Genomic DNA, 15,999 nt, shown 5'->3' with positions numbered 1-15,999 from the left:
CCCCGGGCCAGGATGGGTTACCGTTACGAGGGCGGAAGCACGGCGCAGCAGATGACCTCGACGCGGCGATTCTCGTAGCGGCCCGCATCGGTTTCGTTGCTGGCGACCTGACCGGTTTCGCCCCGGCCGATGGCGGCCAAACGCTTGCCGTCGATACCGAATTTCTCGATCAGGTACTGCCTGACCGCTGCGGCCCGGCGCTCGGAGAGTTTCTGGTTGTAGGCATCGTCACCGACCGCATCGGTGTAGCCGGCAATGGCAATGTAGGGAACATCCTGGTTCTTGAGGATGAAATCGGCCGCCTTCTGCAGCTCCCCGGCGAACTCCGGCTTGATGTCCGACTTGTCGAAGTCGAAGTTGATGTGCATGGTCAGTTTGAGGGTGCAGCCATTCTCGTCGACGATTTCACCTCTGGGGGTGTCGGGGCAGCGATCCCGGGAATCGACCACGCCGTCAGCGTCGCGATCGCCGTCAACCATAACCTTGGCTGCTGCCGGGGGTGCGGCCACGACCGCGGCCGACTTCATTTTCCGGTCGAGAAAAACGCTTTCAACAAAGGCCTCCAGTTGGTCGGGCGAGGTCAGGGAAGCTGCGGTCACCGAAAATCCGCAACCACCGGCCTTGGCGACTTCCTGCAGGTATTTTTCGCCGACAGGGTCGCCGCCGACAGCAATGGTATAGGTGCAGAGCTTGTCCCCCAGGGCCGCTCTGAGTTTGGCTGCGGCCGCCGGGGCGCCGCCCATGCTCGCCTCTTCCAGGCCGTCGCTGACGATGACGACCGCCGTTTTCCCGGCCGCGCCTTTCAGGTCGGTCGCTGCTGCTTCAAGGGCCTTGGGCAGAGGGCTGGTACCGCCGGTCTTGCTGACGCCGTCAAGGCCTTGCTGCAGGCCGCTCCGGGTGTATCTGGTCATTCCGTAGACCAGGTCGGTGGAAGCCTCCATCCGCGGAGAGTCCTGGCCGAAGGTGCGTAGCCCGGCGTTGTAGTCCAGGTCGGTCGGCAGGCTCTGGTTGATGGCGCCGATCAGATTTTTGGCGGTCAAAAAGTCGCGCTGACCATTGATGCCCATGGTCGACGAAGCATCGAGAACCAGAAGAAAGTTATCGACCTTCTGAGTGTAATCTCCCGCGGGAAAGGTGTGCGGGGTGAAGGTCAGCGGCGGCTGGCTCGAATTCATGCCGACGCAGCCGCTGAACAGGGCTGAAACTGCCAGCAGCAGGAATCCTCTTGCGAACTGTTTTTTCATCATGAACGTGTCCTCTCTGAAAGGTTTTCCCCAAGCTCGGGGAGTTGCTGATTGACGCAACGGTTTGACTTGGGCGTCAGCCCCGTCGTCCCTGCAGGAACCCGACGACCAGAACGATCAGGGCAACCACCAGCAGAATGTGGAGGTACCCACCCAGGGTGTAGCTGCTCACCAGCCCCAACGCCCACAGGATGAACAGGATTATCGCGATGGTCCACAACATGGTGTTTCTCCTTTTTATGCTGCTCTTTCGGTCGACGTTTCCCTTGGTACGGTGCAGCCATCCCGCCGTTCACGCAACCTGGACCAGCCTCTCCCCTTGACCAGCAGCCCAATGCCATTGGCCAGTGCCAGGATGCCCAAAACCGGGAGGAGTTGATGGGCACTCGTTGCCTGGGCCATCATTCTGAAATCCTCCAAGGTCTCCCTGGTTATCAGGGCGCGGCCCTGGTAGGCAAAGGCCGCCACTGCGGCAACGATCAGAAGGATGGCGGTTAACATGTAGGGTTTCATGACTTTTCCTTTTCCGGGAGAGTGACTTTGCCCTCAAGGCCACCCTGGTTTCCAGATTTCTTATGGTAAAGGTAAATCGCAACGAGCATGCCAGCCCGGTGTGTGCCTGGTTTGGCTGGCAAGTATTTGAAAATGAAGGGGAAGATTGTCTGGATTGGAGCATGTTGGGGGTGCGGCCGCCAGCCCCATCCGTCATATTTGACGTTTCTGCCAAATGCAGCGAATAGGGCTGGCCGGGTTGGTCTGGTGGCGGGAGCCTTTTAACTCCGGTTCGTTTGTTACCGGTCTTTCACGATGATCTCAAACAGGGCACGCATATTGGATTTTGCCGCCCGGGAATAGAGATCCTTGGGTGCGGCTTCATACGTCGTCGGCTGGGTTTCGCCATAGCCGATTTTCTCCAGGCGGTCAGGGGCCACAACCCCTTCCTGCACGAGGAAATCCTTGACCGCGTTGGCTCTTCTTTCACTCAGCTTCTGGTTGTAGGCGTCGCTGCCGGAGGCCGAGGTGTAGCCGGCAATGCGGATTTTGGCATGGGGGTTTTCCTGAAGGACCCGGAGATTCCTCTTCAGAATCGCCTGGGCTTGCGGGGTCAGGGTCGCCTTGTCGAAATCGAAATGGATATCTTCAAACGCCAGGACGACGACCTTGTCCGCGGCCACCGGTTCGGCGCAAACGACCGCCACCTTCTCCTCGGCCTTCGGCTCGGACACCAGGATCACCACCGGTTCCGCCGGTTTGGCGGCTGCCGTCGCAGCCCGCGCCGGCATCGGCTTTTGCGCGCCGCCGAACGCAACGGTGATGCCCAGGGTCGCGCCCAGGTTGTGGTAGGTCTCCTGGAAAATTTCGGTCACCATGGTGTCCTTGAGATCGGCTCTCAGGGCGACATGGTCTGCCAGCCAGAATTTCGCCCCCACGCCGGCATTAAGCACCGGCATGTCGCCATCGGAAATCTCCGGGCTGTAGTGGGCGCCGCCAACCCCGACCAGAATAAAGGGGTTGAACTTCCCGGTGGGGATCAGGTGATAGACCGCATCGAGATGGTAAAAAGTAAGATTGACATCACTCGTCGGGCTGCGGAACTGGCCTTCCTTGGCGCCGGTAATGCTCGCGTCGTCGACCTCCGTCCGCATATGCTCGACCACACCCTCAATACCGAAATGACGGGTAAAGTTGTAGCCGACCCGTCCGCCGAACAGGGGGTTGTTATTCAGGTTCTGGCTCTTTTCAAAGAGATTGTAGCCTCCGAACACGCCTACTTCGGTCGACCCGGGCCGAATTTCGGCGTTCGCCGAAAAGGGGAGTAAAAGGGCCAGGGCAATGACCGTCAGCGCGGTGCGACAGTGTCGATTCATGGTGCATCCTCCTCGAAATCAGTGGTTGGCGATTGTCTGTTAGCCCCTGACAACCCGTCTGCGTTGCAGGCGTCTGTTGCCAGGGAGCGAGGGAGCTTGCCAGGCAAAAAGGTGACCGGTCGATTGTCGAAATCCTGACTGTCCGCCTTTTTGCCTGTTTTCATGCGTTGTTCCCCATGCCTTAAGGGGCCGGAATAATAACCGTACTGTGATCGAGGGAGACCGCAGTCTGGGCCAGAAGTCTGCCGTTGATCGAGGAGCCGGTATTCATGGCAATGTTGGTTTGCGCCAGGATATTCCCTTCAAAGTGGGAACCGGTACCAAGGGTCACGGCATCGCTGACCTGCCAGAAAATGTTTTTGGGCAGGGCGCCGCCGGTCAACAGGACCTGCATATTGGGGCTGATATCGAGGGTCCCGGTGATCTGGAACAGCCAGGTATCGTTCGGCCCGCCGTTGAGGGTGAGGTCGGTGGTGATGGTCACATTGGAACCCCAGGTGTAGGTCCCCGGGGCCAGGGTCTGCCCGGCAACGGTTCCGCTGCCAAGGTTCAGGTTGGGACCGACCCCGGCGGGTCGTCCGGCGGCGTCGGTGTAGGCGGTTTCCAGGTTACTGACCGCCGTGGTCAGCATGACCGGGTCGATTATGGTGCAGGGCAAGGGACCGGCCGCGTCAACGGCGTAAATATTTCCGGTCACTTCGGCGCAGCTTACACCGATCGCCGCGCCACTGATCGGACTGACGCCAAGGTCGCCGATGATGATGGAGGCGGGAACATCGGTGATGGCCGCTTTGGAGAGTCCGGCAAAATTTTCGGCCAGGCCGAGAATGACCGGGGGCGGTCCAAGGGGCAGGGCTGCAACGGTGGTGAATTCCCAGATATAGTCGCTCGCCAGCGGGTTGCCGCCCAGATCGGTGGCGCCAGTGGTGATGGTGGCGGTATAGAGGGTGTTGGGCGCGAGATCGAGGGTCGGGTTGAAGTTCGCGGTGTTGCCGATGTAAGTGACCGCGCCCGCCACCGGATTGACTCCCTCTTTCAGGGTGAAGGTCAGGGTGGTGAGGGTCAGCGGGTCCATCGCCTCGCTGAAGGTCGCGGTGATGTTGCTGCTGATAGCGACCCCGGTGGCGAGATCGATCGGAACGGTGGAGGTCACGGTGGGGGGGGTGGTGTCTGCGGCGACGCCGGTGGTGAAACTCCAGACATGATTACTCGCCAGGGGATTGCCGGCCAGGTCCGTGGCCGCAGTGGTGACGGTGGCGGTGTAGGTGGTGCTGGCGGCGAGATCGACCAGGGGGTTAAAGACGGCGAGGACGCCGGAGTAAGTGACCGCGCCCGCGACCGGATTGACGCCGTCACTCAGGGTGAAGGTCAGGTTGGTGATGGACAACGGATCCATCGCCTCACTGAAGGTGGCGGTGATGTTGTTGCCGATGGCGACGCCGCTGGCTCCGTTGAGTGGGGCCGTGAGCGTAACGGTGGGTGCGAGGGTGTCGGGCGCCGCGCCGGTGGTAAAGCTCCAGACATGGTTACTCGCCAGCGGATTGCCGGCCAGGTCGGTAGCCGCCGTGGTGACGGTGGCGGTATAGGTGGTGTTGAAGGCGAGATCGGTGGCCGGGTTAAAAATTGCGGTGACGCCGGCGTAGGTCACACTCCCCGCAACGGCGGTTCCCCCGGAAGCCAGGGAAAAGCTGAGGTTGGTGAGGGTCAGCGGGTCCATCGCCTCGCTGAAGGTGGCGGAGAGGTTGTTGCCGATGGCGACGCCGGTGGCGCCATTGATCGGAACGGTGAGCGTCACGGTAGGAGCGGTGGTGTCAGGCGCTGCGCCGGTGGTAAAGCTCCAGACATGGTTACTCGCCAGCGGATTGCCGGCCAAATCCCTGGCGCCGGTGGTGATGGTGGCGGTATAGGTGGTGTTGAAGGCGAGATCGGTGGCCGGGTTAAAAATCGCGGTGACGCCGGCGTAGGTCACACTCCCCGCAACGGCGGTTCCCCCTGAGGCCAGGGAAAAGCTGAGGTTGGTGAGGGTCAGCGGGTCCATCGCCTCGCTGAAGGTGGCGGAGAGGTTGTTGCCGATGGCGACGCCGGTGGCGCCATTGATCGGAACGGTGAGGGTGACGGTAGGTGCGAGGGTGTCAGGCGCCGCGCCGGTGGTAAAGCTCCAGACATGGTTATTCGCCAGCGGATTGCCGGCCAAATCCCTGGCGCCGGTGGTGATGGTGGCGGTATAGGTGGTGTTGAAGGCGAGATCGGTGGCCGGGTTAAAAATCGCGGTGACGCCGGCGTAGGTCACACTCCCCGCAACGGCGGTTCCCCCGGAAGCCAGGGAAAAGCTGAGGTTGGTGAGGGTCAGCGGGTCCATCGCCTCGCTGAAGGTGGCGGAGAGGTTGTTGCCGATGGCGACGCCGGTGGCGCCATTGATCGGAACGGTGAGGGTGACGGTAGGTGCGAGGGTGTCAGGCGCCGCGCCGGTGGTAAAGCTCCAGACATGGTTATTCGCCAGCGGATTGCCGGCCAAATCCCTGGCGCCGGTGGTGATGGTGGCGGTATAGGTGGTGTTGAAGGCGAGATCGGTGGCCGGGTTAAAAATCGCGGTGACGCCGGCGTAGGTCACACTCCCCGCAACGGCGGTTCCCCCTGAGGCCAGGGAAAAGCTGAGGTTGGTGAGGGTCAGCGGGTCCATCGCCTCGCTGAAGGTGGCGGAGAGGTTGTTGCCGATGGCGACGCCGGTGGCGCCATTGATCGGAACGGTGAGAGTGACGGTAGGTGCGAGGGTGTCAGGCGCCGCGCCGGTGGTAAAGCTCCAGACATGGTTATTCGCCAGCGGATTGCCGGCCAAATCCCTGGCGCCGGTGGTGATGGTGGCGGTATAGGTGGTGTTGAAGGCGAGATCGGTGGCCGGGTTAAAAATCGCGGTGACGCCGGCGTAGGTCACACTCCCCGCAACGGCGGTTCCCCCTGAGGCCAGAGTAAAGCTGAGCGGAGTGATCGTCCCCGGCTCCATCGCTTCGCTGAATGTGGCGGCGAGGTTGTTGCCGATAGCGACTCCGGAGCCCCCGTTGGACGGGACGCTGGAGGTCACCGTAGGCGCCGTGGTGTCAGGGTTTGTGCCAGTGGTAAAGCTCCACACATGGGCTGCCGCCAACGGATTGCCGGTCAGGTCCCTGGCGCCGGTGGTGATGGTGGCGATATAGGTGGTGTTGTAAGCGAGTCCGGCGGTCGGGTTGAAGACCCCGGTGACGCCCGAATAGGTAACGGTCCCGGCAATGGGAACGCCGCCCTGCTGCAAAAGAAAAGTTGTACTGGTAATGGTCTCTGGCGCCATCGCTTCGCTGAAGGTCGCAGTGACGTTATTGCCGCTGGCGACCCCGATTTCCCCGTCGGCCGGGGAAGTTGAAGTCACCGTGGGTAGGTGATCCCCATCCCAATGACTGGTTTTTCCGTCTCCGCCGCACCCTGAAAACAGAAAAACGCTGACAATCAGGGTGAGCAATCGATAAATAGGTTGAAATCTGATTCTTCTCATGGCAATTGTGCCTCCTGTCCATTCATACATTTGGGGTTCTTTCCGGTGTGCCGAGAGCCAGGCAGAAAGCCGGCGCGCCCAGGGGCGCTGCCAAACCCGGATGGTCCCGGACTGATTCCAGTGTGCTGAGCTACAGACCCAACAGCCAGGGACGGGTCCGCATCAAACCACACCAACGAGTTCAATCGTGCCGGGGCAATAGGACCGTACCCCGTGCACCCTACCCAGGATTTCCCCGGTTTTTCTCAGCTCTTTTTCGCCCCCATGACCAGCAGCACGATGCCGCCAACCAGGGCGAATCCCCCGACGATCGGAGGGAGCGGCAGGGTTCGGGTCTTTTCGGCGGTCATGTGCAATGGGCCGAGATCGACCACTTTCTCCCGGGTGGTTATGCTGATCCCCTGGTAGACAAAGGCCGCGACCGCGATAACTATCAGGATGATGCCGGTCAAGGTGTAGGGTTTCATAGGGTTCCTTTCCAATGCTGATGAGGTAATGCCTGCTCTTTGGCCCGGGCATGCCACGGGAGGTCGATTACTCACCGAAAACCTTCTTGATAACGCCGACCTTCCCCTGGACCTTGCCGGCAATCTGCTCGGCCGTCCCCTCGGCTTCCAGTTTGGGATTGTCGCTGAGTTTTCCAGCCACTTCCTTGGCCTTGCCTTTTATTTCGTGCAGCACGCCTTCCGCTTTGTCTCTGGTACCTGATTTCATGACGTCCTCCCATCGATGTTGGTGGTTAACTTCGCTGCGGCTAAAAGGGTTGCGCTGCATGCGACCCGCCTCGTGACCTGCACTGGGTTGCGGTCGCTCAAAGTTTTCGTTCCAGAATTCGCCCGTCCTCATCCGAGATGACGACCTCGACCCGCCGGTTACGCTGTCGGCCCTCGGCCGTTTCGTTGCCGGCCACGGGAAATTCGACGCCATAGCCGCGGGTCTGGAGCCGGCGGGAATCGATCCCGCTCGCCCCGAGCAGATTCCGCACCGCTTCGGCGCGCTGTTCGGAGAGGCGCTGGTTGTAGGCCACCCCACCGGTACTGTCGGTGAACCCCTCGATCAGGACATTTCGCGTCGGGTATTCGGTCAGAAACGCGGCGACCTTGTCGATGGTGTACTGCGCTCCCGGGCGGAGTTGGCTCTTGTTGGTGTCGAACAGAACATCACCCAGGGTGATGACCAGGCCGCGTTCCGATGGGATGGCCTGCAATTCGGCGATCTCTGCTTCCAGCTTCCTCGTCTGTGCTTCGGCCGCCAGTGTCGCGGCCTTGGCTGTTTCCGCATCGGTGGTCAGCGCTTCGGCCTGGAGACGGGAGGCGTCGGCTTGCAGGCGAGCGGCGTCGGCCTGCTCACGGGCGGCATGGGCCTGCTCGCCGGCAACGGTCGCTTTCCGGGTTTGCTCCTCGGCCAGGCGCACCGCCTGATCCGCCTCCCGGGTCCGCGCTTGCAGAAGAACCGTGTTCCGTTCCTCGCTGGCCGCCTCCACCGCCTGCTCCGCCAGTTTCACGTTGCTGACCTCCCGGGCGATGGCGGTGCGTTGCCTGGCCAGATAGGCGTAGTGCTCCACTTCCGGAGCCGGGGCCCCCGCCTTCAGGGATTGGTCTGCCTGATCGAGGTCGAGTTTTGCTTTTTGCAGTTCGAGGGGGGCATTCTTCTGCACGGCTGGATCGCTCTGGGCTTCGACATAGGCCGATCGGGCCTGTTCCAGCAGGGCATTGTCTCCGACGGCCGGGCTGCACCCGGACTGCAGCATGCCAACAACGGACACCCCGAGCAGCAGCATCAAGGGCGACGAAAATAGCTTCATGGTGGTCTCCTCTGCGAAAATTAGCGGTAATGATTCAGGTACCGGACGATTAGCGGCGCATCTCTTCCCGCAAGACACGGATGCTTTCCTGCAGTTCCGCCACCACCTTCTGCGACTTGGCGGAGCGCGCCTTGGCTTCCGCCAAGTTGGCGTCGGCCATGGCTTCATCGGCGAGCCGCCCGGCCTGGAGGTTTTCTTCCCGGCCCATGGCAAGCTTGGCCTGGCTCAGCTTGTCCCGCGCCGATTTAAGTTCGACCGGGGCGAACTCTGTGGCGCCCGAAGTTTCCGCCTCGGCAATCGACTGGGTGGCCAGGGTGAACTGTTTTTCCGGGGCAGGCGCCGGGACGGCACAGCCGGCCAGAAATGCCATCACCACCGTGGCCAGACTCGCATTCCGCAACATCCTGATCTTCATCTTCATTTCCACTCCTTCGGGTTCATTTGCGTTGGGGTCCTGAACTGCTTTCCGCGATCGTTGTGTTCGCCCGTTTCGGTTCGACGGCAACCGGACAGCGCTTTTTGCACCTTCCTCGCTACGGTGCGCCGCGATCCTTTCCTGCCGCCGGCGCCCGCTGCTCTCTTTGCCGGTCGAAGGTTTGCAGCTCGGTTCCGGCAGACAGACCGCCTTCGCCCACATTGGTGTAAACTGTTAACTCGCAACGAACATGCCGCCGCCAGGCTGCCAATTCATGGTTTGCAAGGTATTGAATATAAAGAGGAAAGGGAAGTTGGCACGGAGGAGTCGAAGAAAGGGCCGCCAGCGGCGGCCATCAAGTTTGGCATAACCGTCAGATATGACGGGCCGGACAATGCGGGACAAAGCAAAAGTTCGCTGGTTCAAAACGAGGATTTGCAGCCGACCCGGGGACTGTTCGCCAGCCCCCCGGGTCCGGATCTGCGGAAGGATGCGGCCATGAATTCACCACCTGCCCGGCGGGCTTTTCCCCTGGCCTTGCTTGCACTGCTGACAGCACTCTCCCTGCCGGCATGCCTCGGCAGCCGTCCGTCCGGGTCGGCAGGGCTTGCGCCCTTTACAAGCGACGGCTGCAGTCTCTTTCCCGACGGCACCTTCACGGAGCGGGACAAGTGGTGCGACTGTTGCCAGGATCACGACCTTGCCTATTGGCAGGGGGGGAGTGCGGACGACCGCGACCGGGCCGATGCGACCTTGCGGGACTGCGTGCTGGCGCGGACCAACGATCCGCAACTGGCGGAAACCATGTACCTTGGCGCGCGGGTGGGCGGGCATCCGGCGTTTCCCACCTGGTACCGCTGGGGCTACGGCTGGTCCTATGGCCGCGGCTATCAGCCCCTTTCGGACCCAGAAAAACGGCAGGTTCAACGGGGGCTCGCGGCCTATGTGCACCAGCATCCGACGGGGTATTGCGCGGAGAAGCACCCGGACCCTTAAGGGGTAAGGGCGATGTGCGGGCTGCCGGCCAGGGCTGAGCCTGGCCGGCAGCCCGGCCGGTACCCGCAACCCTAACCCGGTGGCGGCCTTAAAAAGAGCGCTGCCAGCGCAGGCCGAGGAAATCGGGGCCGACGATGGGCGCCAGATGGGTCGCCTGTTCCGGGGTGACCGTGAGCAGGGCGACGCCATAGGCCAGGGCACCGCTGGCGATGACATCGCGCCAGCGATGATGGTCGGTGTCCACTCGAACGTAAGCGACGTAGGCCGCCGCCAGGTAGGCGGGGGTGCCCCACTTCCAGCCGTAGCGCTCGCCCAGAAAGGTGGCACCGGACATGACGAAGGCCTCATGGCCGGAGGGGAAACCGTACCCCTTGCCGTTGGGACGTTTGCCCAGGCTGGTTTCATTGAATCCGACCCGCAGCGCCGAGACGAGGACCTGGTTCACCGCGGTATTGCGCAGCCATTGTTTCTGCCCCTCGGTATCGTCGGTGAAATAGGCCACCAGCAGGCCGGTAAGCGGCACCACGCCGGTGAGGACGTCCGCCGCCAACTCGTCATTTCCGTAATCGCTCCCGGCGGTAGCCGGAGAAGCTTGCAGCCCGAGCGCCGTGAGCATCCAGCACACCACCAGGTATTTGCTGCCAGGAATCCGCATGGTTGAAATCCTCCGGAAGGTTAAGGTCCGCCAGCGCTTTGGGGCCGCCAGTCGACGGCGCCGAAGCGGGTCTGGCCAAGATAGGTGTAACCCAGACTGACAGCGGCTACGGTCTGTTGGGTGTCCTTGAGGTTGGCATACTCGGCATCCCGTTGCGAAAAGGTGTAGCGCAGGGTAATGCCGTGGAGGTTGTACACCCGCACGGTGAGGGTAGCGACGGCGCGGATCACATTCTCCGACCCGTCGCTTTCCGAAGCCGCCAGGCCGCTGACGTAGTAATCCCGAAGCTCCAGGTCGATGGCAGCCCGGTCAGCGAGGATAAGACGGGATGCCAGCAGGCCCTGCGGACTGACGCCGCTGTGATAGTCCCGTTCTCCGGCGCCGCGCACGGTACCGGCCGAGCCATAGCCGACTCCGGCGAGGGCGGTTCCCTGCAGGGCCACCCGTTCCGACAGCCACCACTGGCCCGTGGTACCGAGCCCGAGTGCCGTGGTCGAAACGCGAAAGATCTGCGGCGCGATGTAGTCGTACATGCCATAAAGGCCCCAGACGCCGCGGTAGTTATCCCCTGCGGAATAGTCGGTGCCGTAGAGCAGGCCGCGGCTGATGATGTTCTCGAAGATGTTGCTGCCGGCGGCGGTGAACTGAAAGTCAAAATAGTCGAAGGGGCGATTGTAGCTGTAGCCGGGTTTCCCCGGAAGGCCGTAGCCGATGGTGAAGTCGGCGATGGGTTCCCCTTCCCGGTAGCTCTGCGGAACCGCTTCGGCATCGGTGGCGGCGTTGCGGCTCACGTTCGATTTCACCGTAGCGGTCAGGTTCACGCCGAGTTGCAACCGGGTGAAGACGGCCGGGTTGTTGCTGCGGAAGACCCCCTTGAAACGTTTTCCGTAGGCGAAACGGTTGATGCCGGTTGGTGGTGAGAGGGCGGTCGCGCCGAGTTCGCGCCAGAATCCCGGCCGGCCATTGCCGCTTTCCAGCAACAGGCTCGCCATGCGATAGAGCGGCTCGCCCAGGATCGTCCCGCCGAAGCCGGTGGTGAATTCGTCGTTGATCGAGGGGGGACTGGTCTCTCCCGCCAGCTCCCAGAGCAGGCTTCCGCCGGCGGTATAGGCGAGGGAATCCCAGTAGTCGAGGCCGGCAGAACGGGCAAAGCCGAAATACATCGACCCGGCATAGGGATGCATGAACTGGTTGATGGAAAACTGGTCGCTGTCGGTGACCCAGCCGCCGGTCAGGTTCTCCTTGAAGGACGAAAAACTGGAATGGTAGACCTCGTCCTCCATAAAATGCCGGTCATACTGATTGAGAAGGAAGAGAAAGCCGGCAATGTCCGCGGCCGGGACCAGGTAACTCTTGCCGTCCCCTTCCCCCCAATGCAGCACCGGCCTCGGTTTTTCATCGGCAAAGGCCGTTGGCGCGGCCTGCTGCGACCTGCTGTCGAGGGTCGCATCCTCGGCAAACCCGGGGACCGGCAGCAGCAGGGCCAGCAGCAAGAGCGGATTGATAAGGGTCCGCAGGCAGGTGAGATTTGCCCGCATGCGATGCAGCGTGAAAAAATTGAGCGCTCTGCGGCCGCGCCGGTCTGGCGCCAATCCGGCGCCCCCTCGGCGCAGAGCCTGCTGCGGCGCCGGCTTTCCTCTGGGCGAAGAATTCCCGCGGCGGAGTGCATCCCCGGCAACCAGCCAGCGGCCGGTGAAGCATTTCAGGGCATGCCGCCGCCCGCCGACGGTCAGCGCCGGCTGAGTCCCCCTGTCGCACACCGATTTAAAGGTGCTGTTTTTCCATAGCAAGCGAATTTTCAAGTTTGCAACCCCCTGCGCCAAAAGGCTTCTGGACCGGCCCCAGGACAAAGGCCCCGGCGGCCGGCTCCGGTCTTTCCATGGGTGGCGATCAGGAGGGGAGTCCGCAACAAGCATGCCGGGGAAAATCTTCCCGGGTTGCGCGTGCAGGAGGCCGAAAATACAGGTGAAAGGGGGCAGGGGGGCGGAAAGAACCGCCGGCAAAAGCCGTCACATTTCCCATTGCTGTTGCATGTGACGGGTGTTGCCGACAGCTGCGCCGGGGAGAAGGCAAGGGGATCTCAGGATCGCCGGATGCCGTACTTGCGCATTCGTGCGCGCAGGGTGCTGGGGTTGAGGCCCAACAGGACGGCCGCGCCATTTTTCCCTTCAACGCGCCAGTTGGTTTTATGCAGTACCTGTAGGATATGGTCCTGTTCCAGCTCGGCGAGGCCCTTGACTTCCTTTCCCTGGTCCGGGAACTTGCGGAAGGTGTCGAACCGGTCCAGCACCTGCAGCGTGGGCCCCTGGGTGGTGATAAGCGCCCGCTCGATGACGCTCTCCAGCTCACGCACGTTTCCGGGCCAGGGGTATTCCTGGAAGATCTTCAGGGTCGCTTGCGGGACATCCCTGACCGCCTTGCCGATCTTCTTGTTGAATTTGGCGAGAAAGTGATGGAGCAGCGGCGGGATGTCCTCGGTGCGCCGCCGCAGGGGCGGAATGGTGATCGGAAAGACACTGAGCCGGTAGAAGAGGTCCTCGCGGAAACGGCCGGCACGAATCTCCTCCTCCAGGTTGCGATTGGTGGCGGCAATGATGCGGACGTTGACCTTGATGGTGCGCGGGCTGCCGAGCCGTTCGAACTCGCCGTCCTGGATCACCCGCAGCAGCTTGACCTGCAATTCCAACGGCATCTCGCCGATTTCATCGAGGAAGATGGTACCGCCGTCGGCCAGTTCGAAACGCCCCATCTGGCGGGCGTGGGCTCCGGTGAAGGCGCCCTTTTCCCGCCCGAAGAGCTCACTTTCGATAAGGTTTGCCGGCAGCGCCGTGCAGTTGACGGTGATTATCGGCCGGTCTTTGCGGGGACTGCGGCGGTGAATTTCGCGCGCCACCATCCCCTTGCCGGTGCCGGTTTCACCGAGCAGCAAAACCGTTGCATCCTGAGGCGCAACCTGTTCAATGCGATAGAAGACATAGGCCATGGCATCACTATGGCCAATAAGTTCGCCAAAGTACGTATCCTGGACCAGCACCTGCTGCAGCTCGGTATTCTCGAGTTGCAGGCGGTCGGTGAGCCTCCTGATTTCGGCAATGGCCTCCTGCAGGGAAGCTTCCGTTTTTTTGCGCTCCTCGATTTCGCGGGTGAGGTCGGCGTTGGCCCGGGTCAGCTCGGCCGTCCGTTCCCGCACGGTCTCCTCGAGCCGGTCATGGGCCTGCTGCAACTTCGCCTCCAGCTGGCGGCGCACCGTGACGTCAATGGCCGCCGTCAGGACCGAATTTTCCCGCGTCTCACTGGCGACCGCGACGCTCTGCAGCTGGGCAAAGATTTCCCTGCCGTCGCCGCAGCGGAGCTTGATCTCACAGCGCAGGGTGGCCTGCTGGCGGCGAACGGCCTGGAGGTGAAGGGGAAAGACCTCGCGCCCCTCGTTATCCCCGATAAACCGGGCGAAGGGGGTCTGGCACAGGCGGCCCCGTTCGACTGCCAGCAGGCGCGAAGCGGCGAGATTGACCTCGCAGATCAGGCCGTCCGGGTCGAAGGTGAAATAGCTGACCGGGGCAAAATCAAAAAGTTCCGCATAGTTGTTGCGCGAGAGTTCCAGCTCCTGGCGGGCCCGTTGCAACTCCTCATTCTGCATCTCCAACTCGACCTGGTGGACCGCCAGTTCATGGACGAGGCGCTGGCTCTCACTCTCGGTCCGCTGAGGTGGCAGCTCCGGTTCGCCGGCACGCAAGCGCGCCTCGGCCTGGTTGCGGAGTTGTCTCTTTTCCTTTTGCTGGTTATCCCCTTTGGTCATTCCTTCGCCCCCGAGTGGTCTGTCGTCAGCACTTCATGCAGAATCCTGCTCAAGCTTTCAATCCGGTAGGGTTTGGCGAGCGCTCCGCTGAAGCCGCTGGCGCCGAAATCGGCCAGTACCGGATCCTCCGAATAGCCGCTGGAGACGATCGCCTTCACCGCGGGATCGAGTTCCAGTAGCAGTGCGATGGTCTCCTTGCCGCCGCAGCCGCCGGGAATCGTCAGGTCGAGGATGACGGCCGCAAAGGGGGTGCCGGCCTCCTGGTTCCTGCGGTAGAGCGCGAACGCCTCCCGGCCGTCGGTCGCGCATTCGACCTGATAACCGAGGGCTTCCAGGGAGTGCCGGGCCACGTCCAGGATCAACGGGTCGTCATCCATGACCAGGATCCGTCCCTGGCCGGTGAGCAGGGCGTGGTCGAGTGCCGGTGCGGTCGGTTTTACCGTCGGCAGCGCCGGCAGGCGGAGATGGAATGAAGCCCCCTCTCCGGGGGGGGATGTGACGCTGATCGTGCCGCCATGCTTCGCCAGAATTGAATGACAGATAGCCAGGCCGAGGCCGTTCTTCTTCGCCTTGGTCGTGAAGTAGGGATCGAAAATCCGTTGCAGCAGTTGGGCGGGAATCCCGGTTCCGGTATCGGTCAGGGAAATCTCGATCAGGGGTGTGGTCTCCGCCGGTGGTGGCAGGTTGTTTGCCGTCACCCGGAGTGAGCCGCCGGCCGGCATCGCCTCAATGGCATTGAGAACCAGGTTGTGGAGGACCTGGGACAGCTGCCCTTCGTCGGCTGCCACCGGCCAGAGGTCCTCGGCGAGGGCAAAGTCGCACCGGACGGCGGAGCCGCGGGTGGCCAGGGTGACCGTTTCCCGGAGCAGGCCGGCGACGGCGATGGTTTTCTTCACGGGGACGCCGCCCCGGGCAAAGGTGAGGAGCTGCCGGGTAAGGTCGCTGGCCTTGATACAGGCGTGTTCGGCGTCCTCCAGGAACTTCCCCGCTTTCCCGGGGTTCTCCAGTTGCAGCCGCGCCAGGGAGATGCTGCCGAGAATGCCGGTGAGGAGGTTGTTGAAGTCGTGGGCGATCCCCCCGGCCAGGACCCCAAGGGATTCGAGCTTCTGGATTTTCAGGAGTTCCTGACGGTTCTGTTGCAGCTCGGTGACGTCGATCAGCGCCAGCCGACATTCCGCTTCGGGGGAGGTCTTGCGGGCTTCAATCTGCCCGATAAGGGGGCGATCACGATCCCCCTGCAAGGCCAGTTCGCAGCTGCCCACCTCTTTGCCGGCAAAGATTCCGGCGAGGAAGGCAGCGAAGGCCGGGCGCTGCTCCGGGGTAACCAGCTGCCCGAGGCGGCTGCCGGTCAGCCGGGAGCGGGGGACTCCGAGCAGGGTGGCGCCGGTCAGGTTCACGGTCAGAATCGTCCCTTCCCGGTCGAGGGTGAAGTACCCGACCGGGGCGAAATCGAAGAGGTCGGTATACTTCTCAAGCAGGGCTTCCACCTCGTCGCGGGCCTGGCGGAGTTCGGCGTTTTGGATCTCCAGCTCGGTCTGGTGGACCTGCAACTCGTGCAGCAGTTTCAGGGAATCGAGGGGATCCCCGCTCGCCGCTGACGGGTCCCGCTCCCGCAGCCGGTCTTCGGCGCGTCGGCGCAGGTTGGTATTGCCGGGTCGGTCCTTCTCCTCGTCGCTTCCCATGGCGTGGCTCCCCTCT

General features: G+C 62.4%; 14 protein-coding genes. 1 reads left to right on the top strand and 13 read right to left on the bottom strand.

The window, feature by feature from the left end; translation table 11 throughout:
* Positions 1-23 precede the first annotated feature (23 nt).
* The 9 genes from ACYQ8E_RS11075 to ACYQ8E_RS11035 all read right to left on the bottom strand — a co-directional run bounded on the left by ACYQ8E_RS11075 (position 24) and on the right by ACYQ8E_RS11035 (position 8,860).
* The gene (locus ACYQ8E_RS11075) at positions 24-1,247 is read right to left on the bottom strand and encodes an OmpA family protein (RefSeq protein ID WP_066729149.1); all 1,224 of its coding nucleotides are present in this window, start codon (positions 1,245-1,247) and stop codon (positions 24-26) included.
* A gap of 73 nt (positions 1,248-1,320) precedes the next feature.
* Entirely contained in the window at positions 1,321-1,467 is a 147-nt protein-coding gene (locus ACYQ8E_RS11070; protein ID WP_157471930.1) for a lmo0937 family membrane protein, read from the bottom strand.
* A 14-nt stretch (positions 1,468-1,481) separates the two neighbouring features.
* On the bottom strand, positions 1,482-1,757 hold the full coding sequence (locus ACYQ8E_RS11065; protein WP_197463675.1) for a DUF3185 domain-containing protein: 276 nt from the start codon (positions 1,755-1,757) through the stop codon (positions 1,482-1,484).
* A 278-nt stretch (positions 1,758-2,035) separates the two neighbouring features.
* Positions 2,036-3,112, bottom strand: a complete 1,077-nt coding sequence (locus tag ACYQ8E_RS11060; protein ID WP_066729147.1) for an OmpA family protein — start codon at positions 3,110-3,112, stop codon at positions 2,036-2,038.
* A 181-nt stretch (positions 3,113-3,293) separates the two neighbouring features.
* Positions 3,294-6,512, bottom strand: a complete 3,219-nt coding sequence (locus ACYQ8E_RS11055) for an Ig-like domain-containing protein (RefSeq protein ID WP_459860980.1) — start codon at positions 6,510-6,512, stop codon at positions 3,294-3,296.
* A 368-nt stretch (positions 6,513-6,880) separates the two neighbouring features.
* Positions 6,881-7,102, bottom strand: coding sequence for a hypothetical protein (locus ACYQ8E_RS11050; RefSeq protein WP_066729141.1), 222 nt, complete (start codon positions 7,100-7,102; stop codon positions 6,881-6,883).
* Between the two features lie 67 nt (positions 7,103-7,169).
* Positions 7,170-7,409, bottom strand: a complete 240-nt coding sequence (locus tag ACYQ8E_RS11045) for a CsbD family protein (RefSeq protein ID WP_335339847.1) — start codon at positions 7,407-7,409, stop codon at positions 7,170-7,172.
* Positions 7,410-7,446: 37 nt separating this feature from the next.
* The gene (locus ACYQ8E_RS11040) at positions 7,447-8,439 is read right to left on the bottom strand and encodes an OmpA family protein (RefSeq protein ID WP_459860978.1); all 993 of its coding nucleotides are present in this window, start codon (positions 8,437-8,439) and stop codon (positions 7,447-7,449) included.
* Between the two features lie 49 nt (positions 8,440-8,488).
* Positions 8,489-8,860, bottom strand: a complete 372-nt coding sequence (locus ACYQ8E_RS11035) for a DUF4398 domain-containing protein (RefSeq protein ID WP_066729135.1) — start codon at positions 8,858-8,860, stop codon at positions 8,489-8,491.
* Positions 8,861-9,352: 492 nt separating this feature from the next.
* On the opposite strand from ACYQ8E_RS11035, the gene ACYQ8E_RS11030 reads away from it, so the two are divergent.
* Positions 9,353-9,850, top strand: coding sequence for a hypothetical protein (locus ACYQ8E_RS11030; RefSeq protein WP_066729892.1), 498 nt, complete (start codon positions 9,353-9,355; stop codon positions 9,848-9,850).
* 88 nt (positions 9,851-9,938) lie between these two features.
* On the opposite strand, the gene ACYQ8E_RS11025 is transcribed toward ACYQ8E_RS11030, so the two are convergent.
* The 4 genes from ACYQ8E_RS11025 to ACYQ8E_RS11010 all read right to left on the bottom strand — a co-directional run bounded on the left by ACYQ8E_RS11025 (position 9,939) and on the right by ACYQ8E_RS11010 (position 15,983).
* Positions 9,939-10,505 (bottom strand): phosphatase PAP2 family protein, encoded by a 567-nt coding sequence (locus tag ACYQ8E_RS11025; RefSeq protein ID WP_066729133.1) that lies wholly within the window; start codon positions 10,503-10,505, stop codon positions 9,939-9,941.
* A gap of 20 nt (positions 10,506-10,525) precedes the next feature.
* Entirely contained in the window at positions 10,526-12,043 is a 1,518-nt protein-coding gene (locus ACYQ8E_RS11020; protein WP_459860977.1) for a DUF3943 domain-containing protein, read from the bottom strand.
* A gap of 542 nt (positions 12,044-12,585) precedes the next feature.
* The gene (locus ACYQ8E_RS11015) at positions 12,586-14,301 is read right to left on the bottom strand and encodes a sigma 54-interacting transcriptional regulator (protein WP_459860975.1); all 1,716 of its coding nucleotides are present in this window, start codon (positions 14,299-14,301) and stop codon (positions 12,586-12,588) included.
* Positions 14,298-15,983, bottom strand: coding sequence for a hybrid sensor histidine kinase/response regulator (locus tag ACYQ8E_RS11010; RefSeq protein WP_459860973.1), 1,686 nt, complete (start codon positions 15,981-15,983; stop codon positions 14,298-14,300). The genes ACYQ8E_RS11015 and ACYQ8E_RS11010 overlap by 4 nt, the downstream gene beginning before the upstream one ends.
* Between the last annotated feature and the right edge of the window lie 16 nt (positions 15,984-15,999).

Source organism: Desulfuromonas carbonis, from assembly GCF_054658035.1.
This window is presented reverse-complemented; position numbering and strand designations above follow the sequence as displayed.

Bases quoted from the DNA above. Each gene is read 5' to 3' on its own strand.
- ACYQ8E_RS11075 (WP_066729149.1), bottom strand. From the start codon at position 1,247: ATGATGAAAAAACAGTTCGCAAGAGGATTCCTGCTGCTGGCAGTTTCA.
- ACYQ8E_RS11065 (WP_197463675.1), bottom strand. From the start codon at position 1,757: ATGAAACCCTACATGTTAACCGCCATCCTTCTGATCGTTGCCGCAGTG.
- ACYQ8E_RS11010 (WP_459860973.1), bottom strand. From the start codon at position 15,983: ATGGGAAGCGACGAGGAGAAGGACCGACCCGGCAATACCAACCTGCGC.
- ACYQ8E_RS11070 (WP_157471930.1), bottom strand. From the start codon at position 1,467: ATGTTGTGGACCATCGCGATAATCCTGTTCATCCTGTGGGCGTTGGGG.
- ACYQ8E_RS11015 (WP_459860975.1), bottom strand. From the start codon at position 14,301: ATGACCAAAGGGGATAACCAGCAAAAGGAAAAGAGACAACTCCGCAAC.
- ACYQ8E_RS11030 (WP_066729892.1), top strand. From the start codon at position 9,353: ATGAATTCACCACCTGCCCGGCGGGCTTTTCCCCTGGCCTTGCTTGCA.
- ACYQ8E_RS11040 (WP_459860978.1), bottom strand. From the start codon at position 8,439: ATGAAGCTATTTTCGTCGCCCTTGATGCTGCTGCTCGGGGTGTCCGTT.
- ACYQ8E_RS11060 (WP_066729147.1), bottom strand. From the start codon at position 3,112: ATGAATCGACACTGTCGCACCGCGCTGACGGTCATTGCCCTGGCCCTT.
- ACYQ8E_RS11035 (WP_066729135.1), bottom strand. From the start codon at position 8,860: ATGAAGATGAAGATCAGGATGTTGCGGAATGCGAGTCTGGCCACGGTG.
- ACYQ8E_RS11050 (WP_066729141.1), bottom strand. From the start codon at position 7,102: ATGAAACCCTACACCTTGACCGGCATCATCCTGATAGTTATCGCGGTC.
- ACYQ8E_RS11045 (WP_335339847.1), bottom strand. From the start codon at position 7,409: ATGCAGCGCAACCCTTTTAGCCGCAGCGAAGTTAACCACCAACATCGA.
- ACYQ8E_RS11020 (WP_459860977.1), bottom strand. From the start codon at position 12,043: ATGCGGGCAAATCTCACCTGCCTGCGGACCCTTATCAATCCGCTCTTG.
- ACYQ8E_RS11025 (WP_066729133.1), bottom strand. From the start codon at position 10,505: ATGCGGATTCCTGGCAGCAAATACCTGGTGGTGTGCTGGATGCTCACG.